The sequence below is a fragment of the Frankia sp. AgB1.9 genome, from assembly GCF_016786355.1.
GTDB lineage: Bacteria > Actinomycetota > Actinomycetes > Frankiales > Frankiaceae > Pseudofrankia.
In genome coordinates this window covers 1-16,585 of record NZ_JADWYX010000052.1, presented here as the reverse complement: position 1 = coordinate 16,585, position 16,585 = coordinate 1, and the positions used below count along the sequence as shown (strand labels likewise).

The following is a 16,585-nucleotide window of genomic DNA, read 5'->3' as shown; positions in this document are numbered from 1 at the left end:
CGTTCTGTGAGCATCCTCGACGACGCCCGCGAGGGCATGGACCTCGACGTACGACCGCAGGACGACCTCTTCGGCCACGTGAACGGCCGGTGGCTCGTCGAGGCGGAGATCCCGTCGGACCGCTCGAGCTGGGGCCCGTTCGTCCAGCTGGCCGATGCCGCCGAGCAGCAGGTCCGCGACATCATCACCGACCTAGCCGCGCAGGACCCGGCCACGCAGGCCGAGGACGCGCGGAAGATCGCCGACCTCTACAACTCCTTCCTGGACACCGAGGCGATCCAGGCGCTCGGGCTGGATCCCGCGCGGACGCTGCTGGAGGCAGCCCGCGGGCTGCTCGACGTCCGCGACCTCGCCGCGTTCCTCGGGACGTTCGAGCGGATCGGCGGCAGCGGGCTGTTCGGCTCCTACGTCGACACCGACGACCGCAACTCCGACCGGTACCTGTTCCACCTGCTCCAGGGCGGTCTCGGGCTGCCGGACGAGTCGTACTACCGCGACGAGAAGTTCGCCGAGATCCGCGCGAAGTACGTCGACTACCTGACCCGCGTGCTGGGGCTGGCCGAGCATCCCGACCCGGCGGGTGCCGCGCAGCGGGTCCTCGCGCTGGACACGCTGCTCGCGAAGGGCCACTGGGAGCGGGCCGACACCAGGGACGTCCAGAAGACCTACAACCTGAAGACGGCCGGAGAGCTGGCGGCGCTGTGCCCGGCCTTCGACTGGGACGTCTACGTGACGAACCTCGGCGGCTCGCTGACCGGCCCGGGGGCGACGCTGGCCGAGGCGTGCGTGCGCCAGCCGTCGTACTTCGAGCATCTCTCGACGGTGCTGACCGACACGCCGATCGAGGTGTGGCGCGACTGGCTGGTCAGCCACGTGCTGCGCTCGGCCGCTCCCTACCTGTCGGACCCGTTCGTCGAGGCGCACTTCGACTTCTACGGCCGCACCCTGTCCGGCACCCCCGAGCTGCGGGCCCGGTGGAAGCGCGCGGTGTCGTTCGTCGAGGGCTCGATCGGTGAGGCCGTCGGCAAGGAGTACGTCGCCCGCCACTTCCCGCCGCGCGCCAAGGCGCAGATGGACGACCTGGTCGCGAACCTGCTCGCGGCCTACCGTTCGTCGATCTCCCGGCTGGACTGGATGACGGACGAGACCAAGGAACGCGCGTACGAGAAGCTCGAGACGTTCCGGCCCAAGATCGGCTATCCGGAGCGGTTCCGGGACTACTCGAAGCTCGCGGTCCGCCGGGACGACCTGATGGGCAACGCCCAGGCCGCCTCCGCGTTCGAGACCGACCGGGACCTGGCCAAGATCGGCGCCCCGGTCGACCGCGACGAGTGGTTCATGCTGCCGCAGACGGTGAACGCCTACTACAACCCGGGCACGAACGAGATCTGCTTCCCGGCCGGCATCCTGCAGAGGCCGTTCTTCAGCCCCGACGCCCACCCGGCCGAGAACTACGGCGGCATCGGCGCGGTCATCGGCCACGAGGTCGGGCACGGCTTCGACGACCAGGGTGCGCAGTACGACGGCGCAGGCAACCTGAACGACTGGTGGACCCCGGCAGACAAGGCCGCCTTCGAGGTGAAGTCGAAGACCCTGGTCGAGCAGTACAACGGGTTCGAGCCGCGCAACCTGCCGGGGGAGAAGGTCAACGGCGCCCTCACCGTCGGCGAGAACATCGGCGACCTCGGCGGCCTGACCATCGCCCACGTGGCGTACGTCATCTCCCAGGGCGGCACCGCGGCCCGCGAGGACCGGCGTCGGCTGTTCATGAACTGGGCCTACGTGTGGCGGACCAAGCGCCGGCTGGAGCTGGAGCGGCAGTACCTCACCACCGACCCGCACAGCCCGCCGGAGCTGCGCGCGAACATCGTGCGCAACCTCGACGAGTTCCACGACGTGTTCGACACCGCCCCCGGCGACGGGCTCTGGCTGGAGCCGGCCGACCGGGTCCGCATCTGGTAGCCCGCTCCTTCAGCCGGTCCGACCGCCCTGGCCCTGACGAACCGTGGCCAGGGCGGTCGCCGGGTCAGCCGATGGTGACGACGACCTTCCCGCGGACGTGGCCGGCCTCGACCTGGCGCAGCGCGTCCGCGGCCTCGGGCAGCGACCAGACGCGGTCGAGGACAGGGGTGAGCCTGCCGGCTTCGAGCAGGCCGGCGAGGGTGCGCAGGTCGGCCCCGTTCGGCTTGGCGACGAGCGGCCGGATCCGCTGGCGGACGACGAGGCCGAGCGCGGCGCCACCCGCGAACCGCCCGACGGCGCCGAACACCTTGCCCGGGGAGCCGCCGCCGTTGAGCAGGAGGATCCCGCCCGCGGCCAGCAACCGGCGCAGCCGGCGCGCCGGCAGGTTGCCGACGTTGTCGAGGATCGCGTCGTACCGCTCGGGTGAGGCGAGGACGTCCCGCGCCTGGTAGTCCACGACGTGCGCCGCGCCCAGCGAACGCACCAGCTCGACGTTGCGGGAGCCGCACACCCCGGTGACCTCGACGCCGAGGCCGGCCGCGAGCTGGACGGCGAAGGTACCGATGCCGCCGGCGGCCCCGTTGACGAGCAGCCGCTGCCCGGCGCGCAGCCCCGCCGCGTCCCGCACCGCCCGCAGCGCGGTCAGCGCCGCCAGCGGCACCGCGGCCGCCTGCTCGAACGTCAGGTTCGGCGGTTTCGGCGCCCACGCGCCAGGGGGTCCGACGAGCGCGTACTCGGCGAGCGCACCCGGGCAGAAGGCCAGCACGTCGTCGCCGACCGCGACCCCGTCGACGCCCGCGCCGACCGCCTCGACCGTTCCCGCTGCGTCGAGACCGGCCACCCGGGACCTCGGCCGCCGCACGCCGACGCCGCCCATCAGCCGGGCGACGTACGGGTCGCCGCGCAGCATGTGCCAGTCGTACGGATTCAGCGCGGCCGCGCGCACCCGTACCAGCACGTCGCCGGCACCGACCCGGGGAACGTCGACGTCCGCCAGCCGCAGCACGTCCGGCGGGCCGAACCGGTCCTGGACGATGGCCTTCACGACCTGGGCCCTGTCACGATCGCGCCTCCTGGTTTCGGTCTCCGGTGACCACGGTCCCTGGCCGGCGTCGGGCCTCGGTCGAAGATCTGTTGCGTTATGGTTGAGCCGAAAACCGCCCGTACCGGGTGAGGCGATCGTGGGTGACAAGGCGGTGGACGCGCTGGTGACCCACGGCGCGATGGCCCACGGCGGCGCGACCGGGTCTGGGGTCAGGGTCCGTCTGCTCGGTGGCGTCGGCGCCAGCACCGATGACGGCCAGCCGGTGGAGGTGGGCCCGCCGCGGTGCCAGGCGCTGCTCGCCGCGCTCGCGCTGTCGCCGGGGACGGCACTGTCCGTGGCCCGGCTCGTCGACCTCGTGTGGGGTGCGGACCGGCCGCGCACCGCCGAGCGGACCCTGCATTCGTACGTCGCCCGGCTGCGGCGCGCGCTCGGCCCGGCGGCGATCACGACGGTCGGCGCCGCCTACCGGCTCGAGGTGGCGGCCGACGCCGTCGACGCCCTGCGGTTCGCCCGGCTGGTCGAGACCGGTGACACGGCCGCCGCGCTCGCGCAGTGGGTCGGCGCGCCGCTGGCCGGCCTGCGGGTGACGCCGGGTCTGGCCGCCATCGCCGACGGGCTGGCGGAACGATGGCTCGTCGCCGTCGAGACGGACCTCGCCGGGCGGATCGAAACCGACCCGGCCGGGGCCCTCGGGCGGCTGGCCGAGCTGACCGCGAGCCACCCGGCCCGCGAGGAGCTCTGGGCGCTGCGGATGACGGCGTTGTACCGGACCGGGCGGCAGGGCGACGCGCTGGGCGCCTACCAGACCGCGCGCCGCCACCTCGTGGAGCAGCTCGGCGTCGAGCCCGGCCCACGGCTGCGCGCGCTGGAGGCGATGGTCCTCGGCCAGGACACCCGGCTGGCCATCCCGGCACCCGCCCCCGGCCGGCCGGGGAACCTGCCGCTGCGGCTCGGACGGCTGATCGGCCGGGACGCGGACCTGGCGGCCGTCCGGCTGGCGCTGTCCTCGTGGCCGGTGGTCACGCTGGTCGGACCGGGCGGGATCGGGAAGACCTGCCTCGCCGTCGCCGCGGCCGGTCGGGAGGACGACGCGGACGGCGCCTGGCTGGTCGACCTCGTCCAGGCCGGCTCGGCCGCGGACGTCCCACGCGCTGTCGCCTCGACGCTGGGCGTCAAGGAAAGCGCTGGGCGCGACCTGACCAGCTCCGTCGTCGCCGCGCTGCGGTACCGGCGGATGTTGCTGATCCTCGACAACTGCGAGCACGTGCTGGCCGGCGCCGCCGCGCTCGCGCAGGCGGTCGCGGACGGCTGCCCGCACACCCGGGTGCTGGTCACGTCGCGGGAGCGGCTCGGCCTGCGTGGCGGCCACGAGTGGGTCGTCCCCGTCGGGCCGCTGGAGCCGGATGGTCCCGGAGTGGAGCTCTTCCGGGAACGCGCGGCGGCCCTGGCGGTGCCGCCTGACCCGGCGGGCCCGAACGGCGCGGCGCGGGCCGAACCGCCCGGGATGGTGACGCCCGATCCCGTCACCGAGATCTGCCGCCGGCTGGAGGGTGTGCCGCTCGCGATCGAGCTGGCCGCCGCGCGGACGACGACGCTGCACCCCGCGGACGTGCTGGCCCGGCTCGACGACCAGCTGCGGCTGCTGGTCACCGTCGACGGTGGGCAGGCCGGTACGGGCCGGCACCACGCGATGCGGGCGACCATCCAGTGGTCGTACGACCTGCTAACCCCGGCCGAGCGGACGCTGCTGCGCCGTCTCGCCGTCTTCATCGGGGCCTTCGACCTGCCCGCGGCCACGGCCGTCGCGGCCGGCCCGGCCCCGTTCGGTCCGGCTCCGACGCCGGGCGACGCGACAGCCGATGCGGGCGACGTCGACGAGGCGCTGGCTGGGCTGGTCGCGCGGTCGATGGTCGTCGCCGAGCCCGGCGCGGCGCGGCGGCGGTTCCGGCTGCTCGAACCGATCCGGCACTTCGCCGTCGAGCGGCTCGGCGAGGCTGGCGAGACCGACGTCCTGGCCGACCGGCACGCGGCCTGGTGCGCCAGCCGGGTCGACGCGATCCACCGACTGCTGCTGGGTCAGGACGAGGTCGCGGGTGTCGTCGATCTCGACGAGCTGTGGCCGAACCTGCGGTCGGCCTTCGACTGGGTCATCCGGCACGCGGACCGGCGTCTCGCGTACGCGCTGGTCCGGCCGCTCGTCACCGAGATCCCGCGCCGCAACCGCGGCGAGCTGGGTGACTGGGTCGAGCGGCTGCTCGCGCTGACCCGGGCCGAGGACGTCGACGTCGTCGTCTTCGGGCTGGTCTGGGCTGGACAACGGTACAAGCTCGCCCAGGATCCGGCCGCCTTCGACCGGCTGCTCTCACGAACCGTCCCCGTCGTCGCCGAGCCCAGCTCCGTTGGCTCCGGGTCCACCGGCGCGCCGGCCGGCGGGATCGTTGGCGTGGCGGTCCAGCACGGGCTGGCCTCCGTACGCCAGGACTTCCCGGCGCTCGGGATCCTGACCCCGTCGTTGATCGCGTGGTTCCGCGGGCGGGGGGACGATGACCTGGCCGAGCATCTGGAGCTGGACGTCGGCGCGTCGCACGTGTTCGGCGGCCGGTTCGCCGAGGGCGACGCGACGGTCGGCGCGCTGGTCGAGCGCTATCGCGTCGTCGGCCCGCCCACGTTGCTGAACATGGCCCTGCTGCTGCTCGGGTACGCGGCGCTGCTCCAGAATCGGCCGGCCCACGCCGAGGAGCTGCTGGGCGCGGCCGTCGAGGTCGAGGTCCCCGCGCGCACCCATTCGCCGAACCGGTGCGTCGAGGCCCGCGCGTACTTCCGGCGGGGCGACCGGGCCCGCGCGTACGACATCCTGCGCGAGCACGTGGACGAGCTGCTCGACAGCGGCAACATGCAGGCGATCTGCGTCACCGCCGTCGAGTTCGTCAACATGATGACCACGGTCGACCGGCTGGCCGAGGCGAACCGGGTCCTGCTGCACCTGGACCGGGTCGCCCCCTACTGGGCGACGCTGGTGGCGCAGGCCCGGCAGACGATCGACGCGGCGGGCAGCCGGCCGCCCGAGCCGGACCTCGACGACCACGAGGCGCTCGAGTACATCCGCGCGGTACTGACCGAGCTCACCCCGTCCACCCGGGTATGACCAAGCCGGGGTCGCCCCCTGGCCGCCCCGCCGGATCTCCGCCACGAGCCACAGACCGCCCGCAAGCTCGATTCCGGCAGCCCTCGTCGCCGGCCCGCGATCCATGGCCGTCGAACGCCAAGATCGCAGTCTTGGCCCTCTGGTGGTTGCGGAAATGCGCTGATCACGACCACCCGAGGGCCAAAACAGCGATCTTGGGCCGGCGGGCGCCGGGTGGAGGCTTCAGCGGCCGAGCTGCTTGCGGGCCAGGGTGACCAGCTCGGCGTTGGTGTTGGCGTGGCCGGCGATGCCCCAGGCTCCTTCGGGGGCCTCGGTGAGCAGCACCCAGGTCCGCTCGGTGAGGCCGGGGTCGCCGGCGGTCTCGGCGATGGCGTCGGTCAGCCGGCGTACTGCGGCCAGCTGCTTGTCCCGGTCGAGGGCGCCGGCATTGGTGAGGATCTGGACGCGGACGTAGTTCTGGTCGCCCTCGACGTTCGAGATGGCTCCGGCGGGCAGCTCGTGGATGAAGGCGGCGGTGTTGGCCCGGAACAGCGGGATGTCCGGCACCTGCTCGACCTCCATCAGGGTCCGGGCGAGCAGGGTGGCGAGCTTGTGCGGCTCGGGGAACGTTCCGGCGGTGGCGTACACGTCGATCATCGGCACGGCGGGCTCCTCGTCGATCACTACCAACTATGGTGGTCTGCATAGTAACGACAAACTATGTAGGTCTGCATAGTTTGGGAGGTGTGGGCATGGCCAGGGGCGATGTGCGGGCACGGATGGTGGCCGGCGCGGTTCGGCTGCTCGCCACGAAAGGCCTGGAGGGGACGTCGTTCGCCGAGGTTCTCGCCGCGACCGGGGCGCCTCGGGGTTCGACGTACCACCACTTCCCGGGCGGCAAGACGGAGCTCGTCGGCGCCGCGCTGACCGTGGCGGGCGAGTATGCCCTCGCGGCGATGGAGCCCGTGCGTGGGCAGCCGGCCCCGGTCGTCGTCCGGCAGTTCCTGGCCCTGTGGCGCCAGCTGCTGGCGGCGACCGAGCTGCGGGCCGGCTGCGCGGTGCTCGCGGTGACGGTCGCGGCCGACGACGCGGACCTGCTCGCCCAGGCCGGCCAGGTGTTCCGGGCCTGGCGCGGTCACCTCGCCGCGCTGCTCACCGAGGGCGGAATGACGGAGGACCGGGCTCATCAGCTGGCGGCGCTCACCATCGCGGCCAGCGAGGGCGCCGTCGCCCTCGCCCGCGCCGAACGCGACTGGGCGCCCTTCGACCTCGTAGAGTCCAGCCTCATCGCCGCGGCCGAACAGGCCAGCCAGAGTTGAGACCCGCTCGCGAGTCCTACACAGTGCTCGCCGAGAACGGCGACGCGCGCGCAGGTGTAGGACTGAACGGATAGTCCACCGGGATCACCTACCCGAAGGTGTCGAGGCGGAGATTCGGACGGCCAGCCGGCTCGGCCAGCATTGACCGGCAACCGGCAACCGGCAACCGGCGGGCCGCTGGGACGCGAAGCCGTATTGAGGTCGCTCGACGACGTCGGCGGTGCTTGGGTAGATTGTGGGCACGGCGCCGCGTGTCGGTCACCGGCTGGGTGAGGCATGGAGGCGTCCGCGATATGCCTTACGGAGGCATTCCGCAGATGTCAGTCGAATTGAACCACACGATCGTTCATGCCCGGAACAATCGGGAATCCGCCGAGTTCCTGGCGGAGATTCTCGGCCTCGAGGTCGGGGCCGAATGGGGCCCGTTCATTCCGGTTTCTACCAGCAACGGCGTGGCGCTCGACTTCGCCAGTGTCCCGGCCGAGTCGATCGCTCGGCAGCATTACGCCTTCCTTGTCGCCGACGACGAGTTCGACGCGGCGTACGCCCGGATTCAGCGGGACGGGATCGCCTACTACGCCGACCCAGGCCTGAAGCACCCGGGCGAGATCAACCACCACCACGGCGGACGCGGACTCTACTTCCTCGATCCGGCCGGCCACGGCATGGAGATCCTCACCCGCCCCTACGGCAGCCCCACGATCAGCACTCCGGCGATCGAGGTATCGGCGCGAGCGCCAGAGTGAGGGCGTAAGACGAGAGTGCCGGGCAATGAGGCCGTCGCGAGGGCGCCAGGGCGAGAGGGGGACTCGGGACTTTCCCGTGGATCAAGATGGCTGACCGAGGATCGATGGGAAGCACCGAAGCTCGTTCCTCGCGGCGGCTTGTCGGGTCGAATTCCATACCAGACTGGCGATCACCGACCGGTGGTGGTCCTCGTCGGCGCGATGATCGCGGACCAGGTATTCAATCCGGCACCCCGGGTCCTGTATGTCTCATTTATCCATACCGGGTTCGCGATCATGGTGGTTCCGGTGAACGGAAACGGCCGAAGATCGCCAGTTGGGTATGGAATCTGGCCGCGCCGACCGAACTGGAGATCCACGGGACACGGCCCAGCTAGTCGAGGGCGCCAGCGCGCCGCCCAGCGGAGCGCTGGCCGAGGTTCCGAGCCACCTGTCGTCGCGACCAGACCGAGAGTCCTACGCCGCGGCCGCCAACAATGCGTAAGCGTGGCCCTAGCGTTGGACTGAACGGAGGTCGCCGGCCGGTGGGTGTCGCGTGTCGATCTCCGCGTTCCGCGGAACGTGGGCGGGTGAGATGCGCGCCGGTGAGATGCGAGCCAACGGGTGTCGCGTGTCGATCTTTGCGTTCCGCGGAACGCGGCCGGCCGCCGGGTCGGTCCTACGCCCGGCCCCGCTGGCTGCAAGTTCCCCTGCGCAGCCAGCGATCAAGGAAGCCTCGGGACCCCTTGATCACTTGTTGCGTAGGCAGGCGGGCGTTCGACGCCCCAATTTGTCGCCTTTTTCCTGCGCAGTTCTCGATCAACGGGTGGCAGCTTGCCCAGCTAGCCGGATGATCGGCGTCTGCGCAGGCAAGTCGGCGCCTCGGATCAGCCGGGGCGGCGATGGCGGGGAGGTGATGGCCGGGCGATCAGATGGTCAGGTTCTGGCCAGGGACCTGCGGTCGGCCGTCAGCGGGTGGTCAGCCAGGTGTCGGCGGCGGGCGGGGTCAGGACGTCCTGGACTCGGGCGAGGAGTTCGTCGACGTCGACCGGCTTGGTGACGTACTCGTTCGCGCCGGCGTCCAAGCACTTCTGGCGGTCGTCGGGCATGGCCTTCGCAGTGACGGCGATGATCGGTAGTTCGGTGAACCGCGTCATGGCCCGGATCGCGGCCATGGTGGTGTAGCCGTCCATCTCCGGCATCATCACGTCCATCAGGACCAGGTCGGTCGACGGGTTGGCCAGTAGCTTCTCGATCCCCTTCCGGCCGTCCGGGGCATGGTCCACGGACGCGCCGTAGAACTCCAGGATGCTGGTGATGGCGAAGACGTTGCGGACGTCGTCGTCCACCACGAGAACCGAGCGCCCGACCAGGATGTCCTCCTCGTCCGGTGCGCCCGCCGGCTCCCCGGCCGTTCCCGGCAGAGCCGGACCTGCCGTTCCCAGCAGAGCCGGACCTGCCGTTCCCAGCAGAGCCGGAGAGGAAACAGGAACGCCCGGCCGGCCGGTGCGCGGCGGGCCGTCGTTCGGCCGATCGGCGCGCGGGCCGGACGGTTGTGCGGTCGTCCGGTCCCGTGCCACGGGCGCTCGGTCTCGCTCGGCGTTCGCCCAGTCTCGTTCGGCGGTCGCGCGGCTGCGCTGGGTGGGGGTCGCGTCGGTAGTCGCGCGTTCGACGGCGTCCTGGGCCGGGTCCGCGGCGGGCACGGCGGCGACCGTCTCGACGGCCGCGGCCAGGGTGGTCGCGACGGCATTCGCGGCGACGGCGCCCGCCCCGCTGGCACCGGCCGAGATGGCGTCCGCCAGGCCAGAGCCCACCGTGTCGCGCGGCAGCTCGGGGCTGGTCAGCTCGGCCGGCGGGTTCGTGGGCAGATCCAGGGTGAAGGTGCTTCCGCTGCCGTAGACGCTGCGTGCGCGGATCTCGCCGCCGAGCAGGGTGGCGACCTCGCGGCAGATGGACAGCCCCAGGCCGGTGCCGCCGTAGCGGCGGCTGGTGGTGCCGTCGCCCTGCTGGAAGGCGCCGAAGATCCGGTCGAGGTTCTCCTCGGCGATGCCGATCCCGGTGTCGGTGACGGCGAACAGGACGTGCTCGCCGCCCGGCCGGCCCGAGGCGGGCGTCGTCATCGTGATCGTCAGCTCGACCCGGCCCTGCTCGGTGAACTTCACCGCGTTCGAGAGCAGGTTGCGCATGATCTGGGCCAGGCGGTGGCGGTCGGTGAGCAGCCGGTCGGGCACGTCGGGCCCGATCTCGACCTTGAGCCGCAGGCCCTTCTCGGTGGTGACGGGGGCGAACGTGGCCCGCAGGTCGTCCACCACGGCGGCGAGCGCCACCGGCTCGACGTGCAGGTCCATCTTGCCGGCCTCGACCTTGGACAGGTCGAGGATGTCGTTGATGAGCTGGAGCAGGTCCGAGCCGGCCGAGTGGATGACGTGGGCGTACTCGACCTGCTTGGCGGTCAGGTTGCCCTTCGGGTTGCGGGCCAGCAGGCCGGCCAGGATCAGCAGGCTGTTCAGCGGCGTGCGCAGCTCGTGGGACATGTTGGCCAGGAACTCGGACTTGTACTTCGAGGCGAGCGCGAGCTGGCGGGCCCGTTCCTCCAGCTCCTGGCGGGCCTGTTCGATCTCGCGGTTCTTGACCTCGATGTCGTGGTTCTGCTGGGCGAGCAGGTCGGCCTTGACCTCCAGCTCGTCGTTCGAGCGCTGCAGGTCCTCCTGGCGGGACTGCAGCTCCTCCGACCGGGCCCGCAGCTCGCCGGCGAGCCGCTGGGACTCCTCCAGCAGGGCGTCGGTGCGGGCGTTCGCGACGATCGTGTTGACGTTCACGCCGATCGTCTCGGTGAGCTGGTCGAGGAAGGCGTGGTGCACTGCGGTGAAGGGGTTGAACGACGCCAGCTCGATGACGCCCAGCGCCTGGTCCTCGAACAGGATCGGCAGCACGACCAGGGCGGCGGGCGCGGCCCGGCCGACGCTCGAACCGATCGTGATGTAGTCGGGCGGGGTCTTCTCGACGACGATGGTGCGCCGGGTCCTGGCCGCCTGGCCGATCAGGGACTCGCCGAGGCCGAAGCGGCGGGGCGTCGTCGCCGCCGGCTGGTAGCCGTAGCTCGCGATGAGGTCGAAGGCGGGTGTGTCGACCGAGGAGTCGACCAGGAAGAACGTGCCGTGCTGACCACCGACCATCGGGGCCAGCTCGTCGATGACGAGCTGCGCGACGGTGGCCAGGTCGCGGTGGCCCTGCATCAGGCCGGCGATGTGGGCCAGGTTGGTCTTCAGCCAGTCCTGTTCCTGGTTCATCCGGGTCGTGTCCCGCAGCGACAGCACCATCGCGTTGATGTTGTCCTTGAGCTCGGCCACCTCGCCCTGCGCGTCGACGGTGATCGACCGGGTGAGGTCGCCGGTCGCGACGGCGCTGGTCACGGCCGCGATGGCGCGGACCTGGCGGGTCAGGTTCCCGGCGAGCTCGTTGACGTTCTGGGTCAGCCGCTTCCAGGTGCCGGACACGCCCTCGACCTCGGCCTGGCCACCGAGGGCGCCGTCGGTGCCGACCTCGCGGGCCACCCGGGTCACCTCGGCGGCGAAGGAGGAGAGCTGGTCGACCATCGTGTTGATGGTCTCCTTGAGCTCCAGGATCTCGCCGCGGGCGTCGACGTCGATCTTGCGGGTCAGGTCGCCCTGGGCCACCGCGGTGGTCACCTGGGCGATGTTGCGGACCTGGCTGGTCAGGTTGTTGGCCATGAAGTTGACGTTGTCGGTCAGGTCCTTCCAGGTGCCCGACACGCCCTTGACGCTGGCCTGGCCGCCGAGCCGGCCGTCGGTGCCGACCTCACGAGCCACCCGGGTCACCTCGTCGGCGAAGGCGCCCAGCGTGTCCACCATCGTGTTGATGGTCGACGTCAGCGCCGCGACCTCGCCCTTGGCCTCGACCGTGATCTTCTGGGAGAGGTCGCCGCGGGCGACGCCGGTGGCGACCTGGGCGATCGAGCGCACCTGCGCGGTCAGGTTCGACGCCATCACGTTGACGTTGTCGGTCAGGTCCTTCCAGATGCCGGACACCCCGCGCACGTTGGCCTGTCCGCCCAGGTTGCCCTGGGTGCCGACCTCGCGGGCGACGCGGGTCACCTCGTCGGCGAAGGCCGAGAGCTGGTCGACCATCGTGTTGATGGTCTCCTTGAGCTCCAGGATCTCGCCGCGGGCGTCGACGCGGATCTTCTGCGACAGGTCGCCCTGGGCCACCGCCGTGGTGACCTGGGCGATCGAGCGCACCTGGTCGGTCAGGTTGCCGGCCATGACGTTGACCGACTCGGTCAGGTCACGCCAGGTGCCGGAGACACCCTTCACGTCGGCCTGGCCGCCGAGCCGGCCGTCGGTGCCGACTTCGCGGGCGACGCGGGTGACTTCGTCGGCGAAGGAGGAGAGCTGGTCGACCATCGTGTTGATGGTGTTCTTGAGTTCGAGGATCTCGCCGCGGGCCTGGACGGTGATTTTCTGGGAGAGGTCGCCGCGGGCGACGGCGGTGGCGACCTGGGCGATGTCGCGGACCTGGCCGGTGAGGTTGCCGGCCATGGCGTTGACGTTGTCGGTGAGGTCCTTCCAGGAGCCCGACACGCCTGGTACCTCGGCCTGGCCGCCGAGCTGGCCCTCGGTGCCGACTTCGCGGGCGACGCGGGTGACTTCGTCGGCGAAGGAGGAGAGCTGGTCGACCATCGTGTTGATGGTGTTCTTGAGTTCGAGGATCTCGCCGCGGGCCTGGACGGTGATTTTCTGGGAGAGGTCGCCGCGGGCGACGGCGGTGGCGACCTGGGCGATGTCGCGGACCTGGCCGGTGAGGTTGCCGGCCATGGCGTTGACGTTGTCGGTGAGGTCCTTCCAGGAGCCCGACACGCCTGGTACCTCGGCCTGGCCGCCGAGCTTGCCCTCGCTGCCGACCTCGCGGGCCACCCGGGTGACCTCGGAGGTGAAGAGCCCGAGCTGGCCGATCATGCCGTTGAAGACGAGGGCGATCTCGTCCATCAGCTCGTCGCCCACCTGCGGCAGCCGGGTGCCGAAGTCGCCGCCGCGTACCGCCGTCAGACCGGCGAGCAGCTGGCGCAACGCGCTGTCATCGGGCCTGGCACGGGATGCGGTCGTGGGAACCAGGGTGTCGGTCACCGACGTCCTCCGGAAGCAGGTCGCGCCGCCGTCGCCGTGCGGCGACAGCGGGGGCGTGCCGGCGGCCAGCATGCCGCTAATACCATCCCAGTAGGGTAAGCGGCGCCAGGCCGGCACCTGTTCGGAAGCTCGTCGGAAGCTCGGTGGGAAGACAGTTCGCGAGTACCGACGGGGTGCCAGGTGGCTCCACGGTCCGCCAGGTAAGAGGAGAAGGTGGCCCGGACGCCGCAGGAGCCGGAACAGTCGCCTGAGCGCCGCAACCGGCTCCTCGACATCGTCATCCGGCAGCGGCAGCGCATCCTGGAGCTGGAGTCCGCGGCCGCCGGCGCGCGGATCGTGGACCTGGCCGTCGGTGTCCTCGCGGAGCGGCTCCGGCTGAGCCCGACCGAGGCCGCCGACCAGTTCCGCTTGCTGGCGCGCACCGCCGGCGTCATTGAGGTCGACTTCGCCGCCGAGCTGCTCGGCGAGCCGGAACCGCGGCCCGACTCCCTTGCCTCCCCCGTCGAGGACCGACTGGGGCATCGGCTCTGGCGCGCGGCGACCGCGGCCGGCAACGCCGCGGACGGCGACGCGATCGCCCAGGCCGTCCTGCGGGAGGGCCTCGCCGCGCACCAGGCGTGCGCCCTCGCGCTGTGGACGCTCGAACCCGACGGCGCCCTCACCCTGGTCGGCCAGCACGGCCTCACGGCCCTCGACGCCAGCCGCTGGCAGCGGGTGCCGCCGCAGCTGGACTGCGCGGCCACCAGGGCGGTGGCCCACGGGAATCCGGTCTGGTGGCCGACCGGAACGCCGCCCGAGGACGCCGCCGGACGGCAGCCGCCGGCGGCCCTGGGTGCCTGGACCGGCGCCAGGGCCGCCCTGCCCCTGCTGGCCGCGGGCACCCTGGTCGGGGCGGTCGAGATCTGCTGGGCAACGCCGATGGATTCCGACGGCGCACGGCTGCTGCGCGAGCTCGTGGCGCTCGCCGACCTCTGCCGGCGAGCCCTGCGCCTGCACGACGACGAGGCCGGCGGCGGCCCGGGAGCCAGCGGTGGGCGCGGGCTGGACGCCTGGCTGCCGGCGCTGCTGGACGGGCTCGCCGGCTCGGTCCTGCTCGCCCGGGCGGTACGCGACGACCAGGGCGAGATCGTCGACTTCACGGTCAGCTACGTCAACCGCGACTTCGTCGACCCCATCGGGCTGTCGCCCGACGAGGTGCGCGGGGCCCGGCTGCTGGACCTCTACCCGCTGATGGGCGCGGACGACGGCCTGTTCGGCCACGCGGTCGACGTGCTGCGCACCGGCACGCCGTACGCGGCCGATCGAACGGTGCTGCTCTGCCTCGTCGGCGATGTCATCGTCAGCCGCGAGACGGACATCCGGCTCACCCGGCACGCCGACTCGGTCGCGATCAGCTGGCGGTTCACCGACGGGGCGGACGCGCCCGCGACGCTGGGCGCGCACGTCCAACGGCTCGGTGGGTTCGGCGGCTGGGAGGAGGACGTCGGTACCGGCGCCATCCGGTGGACGGACAACACCTACGACCTGTTCCGGGTGCCGCGCTCGGCGCCGCCAATCGCGCTGGAGGATCTGCACCCGCTCGTCCTGGCCGAGGACCAGGACGCGTTCGCCCACCTGCGGGAGGCGCTGCTCCTGGTCGGCCGGGCGGCGTCCGCCTCGTTCCGGATCCTGCTGCCCGACGGCGGGCTGCGGCACTGGCGCACGTTCGCGGAGCCGGTCCTCGACCCCTCCGGCACCCTGGTCGCGGTTCGCGGCGTCTACCAGGACCTCACCGACCAGTACCGGACCGAGCTCGTCCTGCACGCCACCCGTAGCCAGCTCGCCGACTCCGAGGCGCGCGCCGACGACCAGCACCAGCTCGCGCTGGCGCTGCAGCGCGCGATCATCCCGGACGCCCCGCCACTGCTGACCGGCAGCGGCCTCGCCGCCGCGGTCCGCTACCGGCCGGCCGAGCAGGAGAGCCTCGTCGGCGGCGACTGGTACGACGCCGTCGAGCTGCCGGACGGGCAGATCCTGCTGGCCGTCGGCGACGTCGCCGGGCACAGCATCCGGTCGGTCGCGGCGATGACGACGCTGCGCAACAGCCTGCGCGGCCTGGCCATCACCGGGGCGAGCCCGGGGCAGCTGCTGAGCTGGCTGAACAACGTGGCCTGCCACCTCGCCGACGACCTCACCGCCACCGTCATCTGCGGCCTCTTTCAGCCGGGCGACCGCACCCTGCGCTGGGCGCACGCGGGCCATCTGCCCCCGGTGCTGATCCGAGCCGGTCGAGCCCAGGCGCTGCCGCCCCCGAGCGGCCTGTTGCTGGGCGTGATTCCCGACGTCTCCTATGACGAGGCGGAGATCCAGCTGACCGCCGGTGACGCGCTGCTGCTCTATACCGACGGACTGGTGGAACGACGGCGGGCCGGCCTCGACGAGTCGCTGCGCGACCTGCTGCGGCTCGCCGCGGTGCCGCAGCCCGACGTCGGGCGGCGGGCCGACTTCCTGCTGGCGCACTGCACGCCGGACACCGACGACGACACGTGCCTGGTCGTCGTCGAGCTGCACGGGTAGGGCCCGCGACGACGACTGCCGGGCTCCGGTCTCGGGTTCCGCCCGCGAGGTCGTCACGGAACCCGAGGCCGGAGCCCGGCAGCTGTGCGGGTCAGGCCGGTGGGCCGGCCCGCTCGGTCGGCGGGGCCGGTCGTTCGGTGTTGTCGTGGCCGGGCGCGATGTCCCGGGCCTCGGACTGCCGCAGCGGGGTGAACGGCCCGCTGGTGGACGTGGCGACAGGCTCCAGGGTGAAGCAGACGTGGTCCCCGCCGTCGTCCAGGACGGTCAGCCGCCGGCCCACCAGGCGGTGGGGGAGATCGGCCAGCAGCGGAACGTCTCCGGGCCCGGCGAGCACGGTTCGCCCGGCGAACTTGTCGGTCTCGTCGCCGGTGAGCGATCCGAACGCCTTCGCCGTCGCGTGGTCGTCGGCGTCGAGGAAATGCAGCCCGAAATGCGTCGAACGTAGCCCGATCCGGTAGGTGTGGTTCGCCTTCGACAGCCACACGCAGTATCGGGGCGGCGTAATGCTCGACTGGGCGTGGAATCCGACCAGACAGCCAGCGCGTTCCCCGTCGGCCGCGGCGGTCACCACGATCATCGCGGGGTCGGCGCCTTTCAGCAGGGCGCTCAGCTCTTCCGCAGCCATCGGGTCCCCTTCTTCGTGGGGGGGGGGGCGGCGCGGCGGGGGCGGCGGGGGCCCCCCCCGCGGGGGGGGAGTGGATTGGCCCCCC

At 72.2% G+C, this 16,585-nt stretch carries 9 protein-coding genes; 5 read left to right on the top strand and 4 right to left on the bottom strand.

Translation table 11 applies throughout. The features are described 5' to 3' along the window. The first annotated feature begins 6 nt into the window (after positions 1-6). Positions 7-1,962, top strand: a complete 1,956-nt coding sequence (locus I6A60_RS21305) for a M13-type metalloendopeptidase (RefSeq protein ID WP_307873790.1) — start codon at positions 7-9, stop codon at positions 1,960-1,962. Positions 1,963-2,026: 64 nt separating this feature from the next. Here I6A60_RS21305 and I6A60_RS21300 read toward each other — a convergent pair whose 3' ends face one another. Next, the gene (locus I6A60_RS21300) at positions 2,027-3,007 is read right to left on the bottom strand and encodes an NAD(P)-dependent alcohol dehydrogenase (protein ID WP_203014848.1); all 981 of its coding nucleotides are present in this window, start codon (positions 3,005-3,007) and stop codon (positions 2,027-2,029) included. Positions 3,008-3,185: 178 nt separating this feature from the next. Between I6A60_RS21300 and I6A60_RS21295 the strand changes: the two genes are divergently transcribed. After that, positions 3,186-6,152, top strand: coding sequence for a BTAD domain-containing putative transcriptional regulator (locus I6A60_RS21295; RefSeq protein WP_238435913.1), 2,967 nt, complete (start codon positions 3,186-3,188; stop codon positions 6,150-6,152). 222 nt (positions 6,153-6,374) lie between these two features. On the opposite strand, the gene I6A60_RS21290 is transcribed toward I6A60_RS21295, so the two are convergent. Next, positions 6,375-6,815, bottom strand: a complete 441-nt coding sequence (locus tag I6A60_RS21290; RefSeq protein ID WP_203014845.1) for a tautomerase family protein — start codon at positions 6,813-6,815, stop codon at positions 6,375-6,377. 68 nt (positions 6,816-6,883) lie between these two features. Here I6A60_RS21290 and I6A60_RS21285 point away from each other — a divergent pair, with 68 nt between their 5' ends. Both I6A60_RS21285 and I6A60_RS21280 read left to right on the top strand, forming a co-directional pair. Then, positions 6,884-7,450, top strand: coding sequence for a TetR/AcrR family transcriptional regulator (locus I6A60_RS21285; RefSeq protein ID WP_203014842.1), 567 nt, complete (start codon positions 6,884-6,886; stop codon positions 7,448-7,450). A gap of 317 nt (positions 7,451-7,767) precedes the next feature. After that, on the top strand, positions 7,768-8,196 hold the full coding sequence (locus tag I6A60_RS21280; RefSeq protein WP_203014840.1) for a VOC family protein: 429 nt from the start codon (positions 7,768-7,770) through the stop codon (positions 8,194-8,196). A gap of 947 nt (positions 8,197-9,143) precedes the next feature. Here the strand turns inward: I6A60_RS21280 and I6A60_RS21275 are convergent. Next, positions 9,144-13,319, bottom strand: coding sequence for a HAMP domain-containing protein (locus tag I6A60_RS21275; protein WP_203014838.1), 4,176 nt, complete (start codon positions 13,317-13,319; stop codon positions 9,144-9,146). Positions 13,320-13,532: 213 nt separating this feature from the next. Between I6A60_RS21275 and I6A60_RS21270 the strand changes: the two genes are divergently transcribed. Continuing rightward, positions 13,533-15,875 carry a PP2C family protein-serine/threonine phosphatase gene (locus tag I6A60_RS21270; RefSeq protein WP_203014835.1) on the top strand — a complete coding sequence of 781 codons (2,343 nt, stop codon included), beginning with the start codon at positions 13,533-13,535 and terminating at the stop codon, positions 15,873-15,875. Between the two features lie 91 nt (positions 15,876-15,966). Here I6A60_RS21270 and I6A60_RS21265 read toward each other — a convergent pair whose 3' ends face one another. After that, the gene (locus I6A60_RS21265) at positions 15,967-16,500 is read right to left on the bottom strand and encodes a flavin reductase family protein (RefSeq protein ID WP_203014833.1); all 534 of its coding nucleotides are present in this window, start codon (positions 16,498-16,500) and stop codon (positions 15,967-15,969) included. Positions 16,501-16,585: the final 85 nt, after the last annotated feature.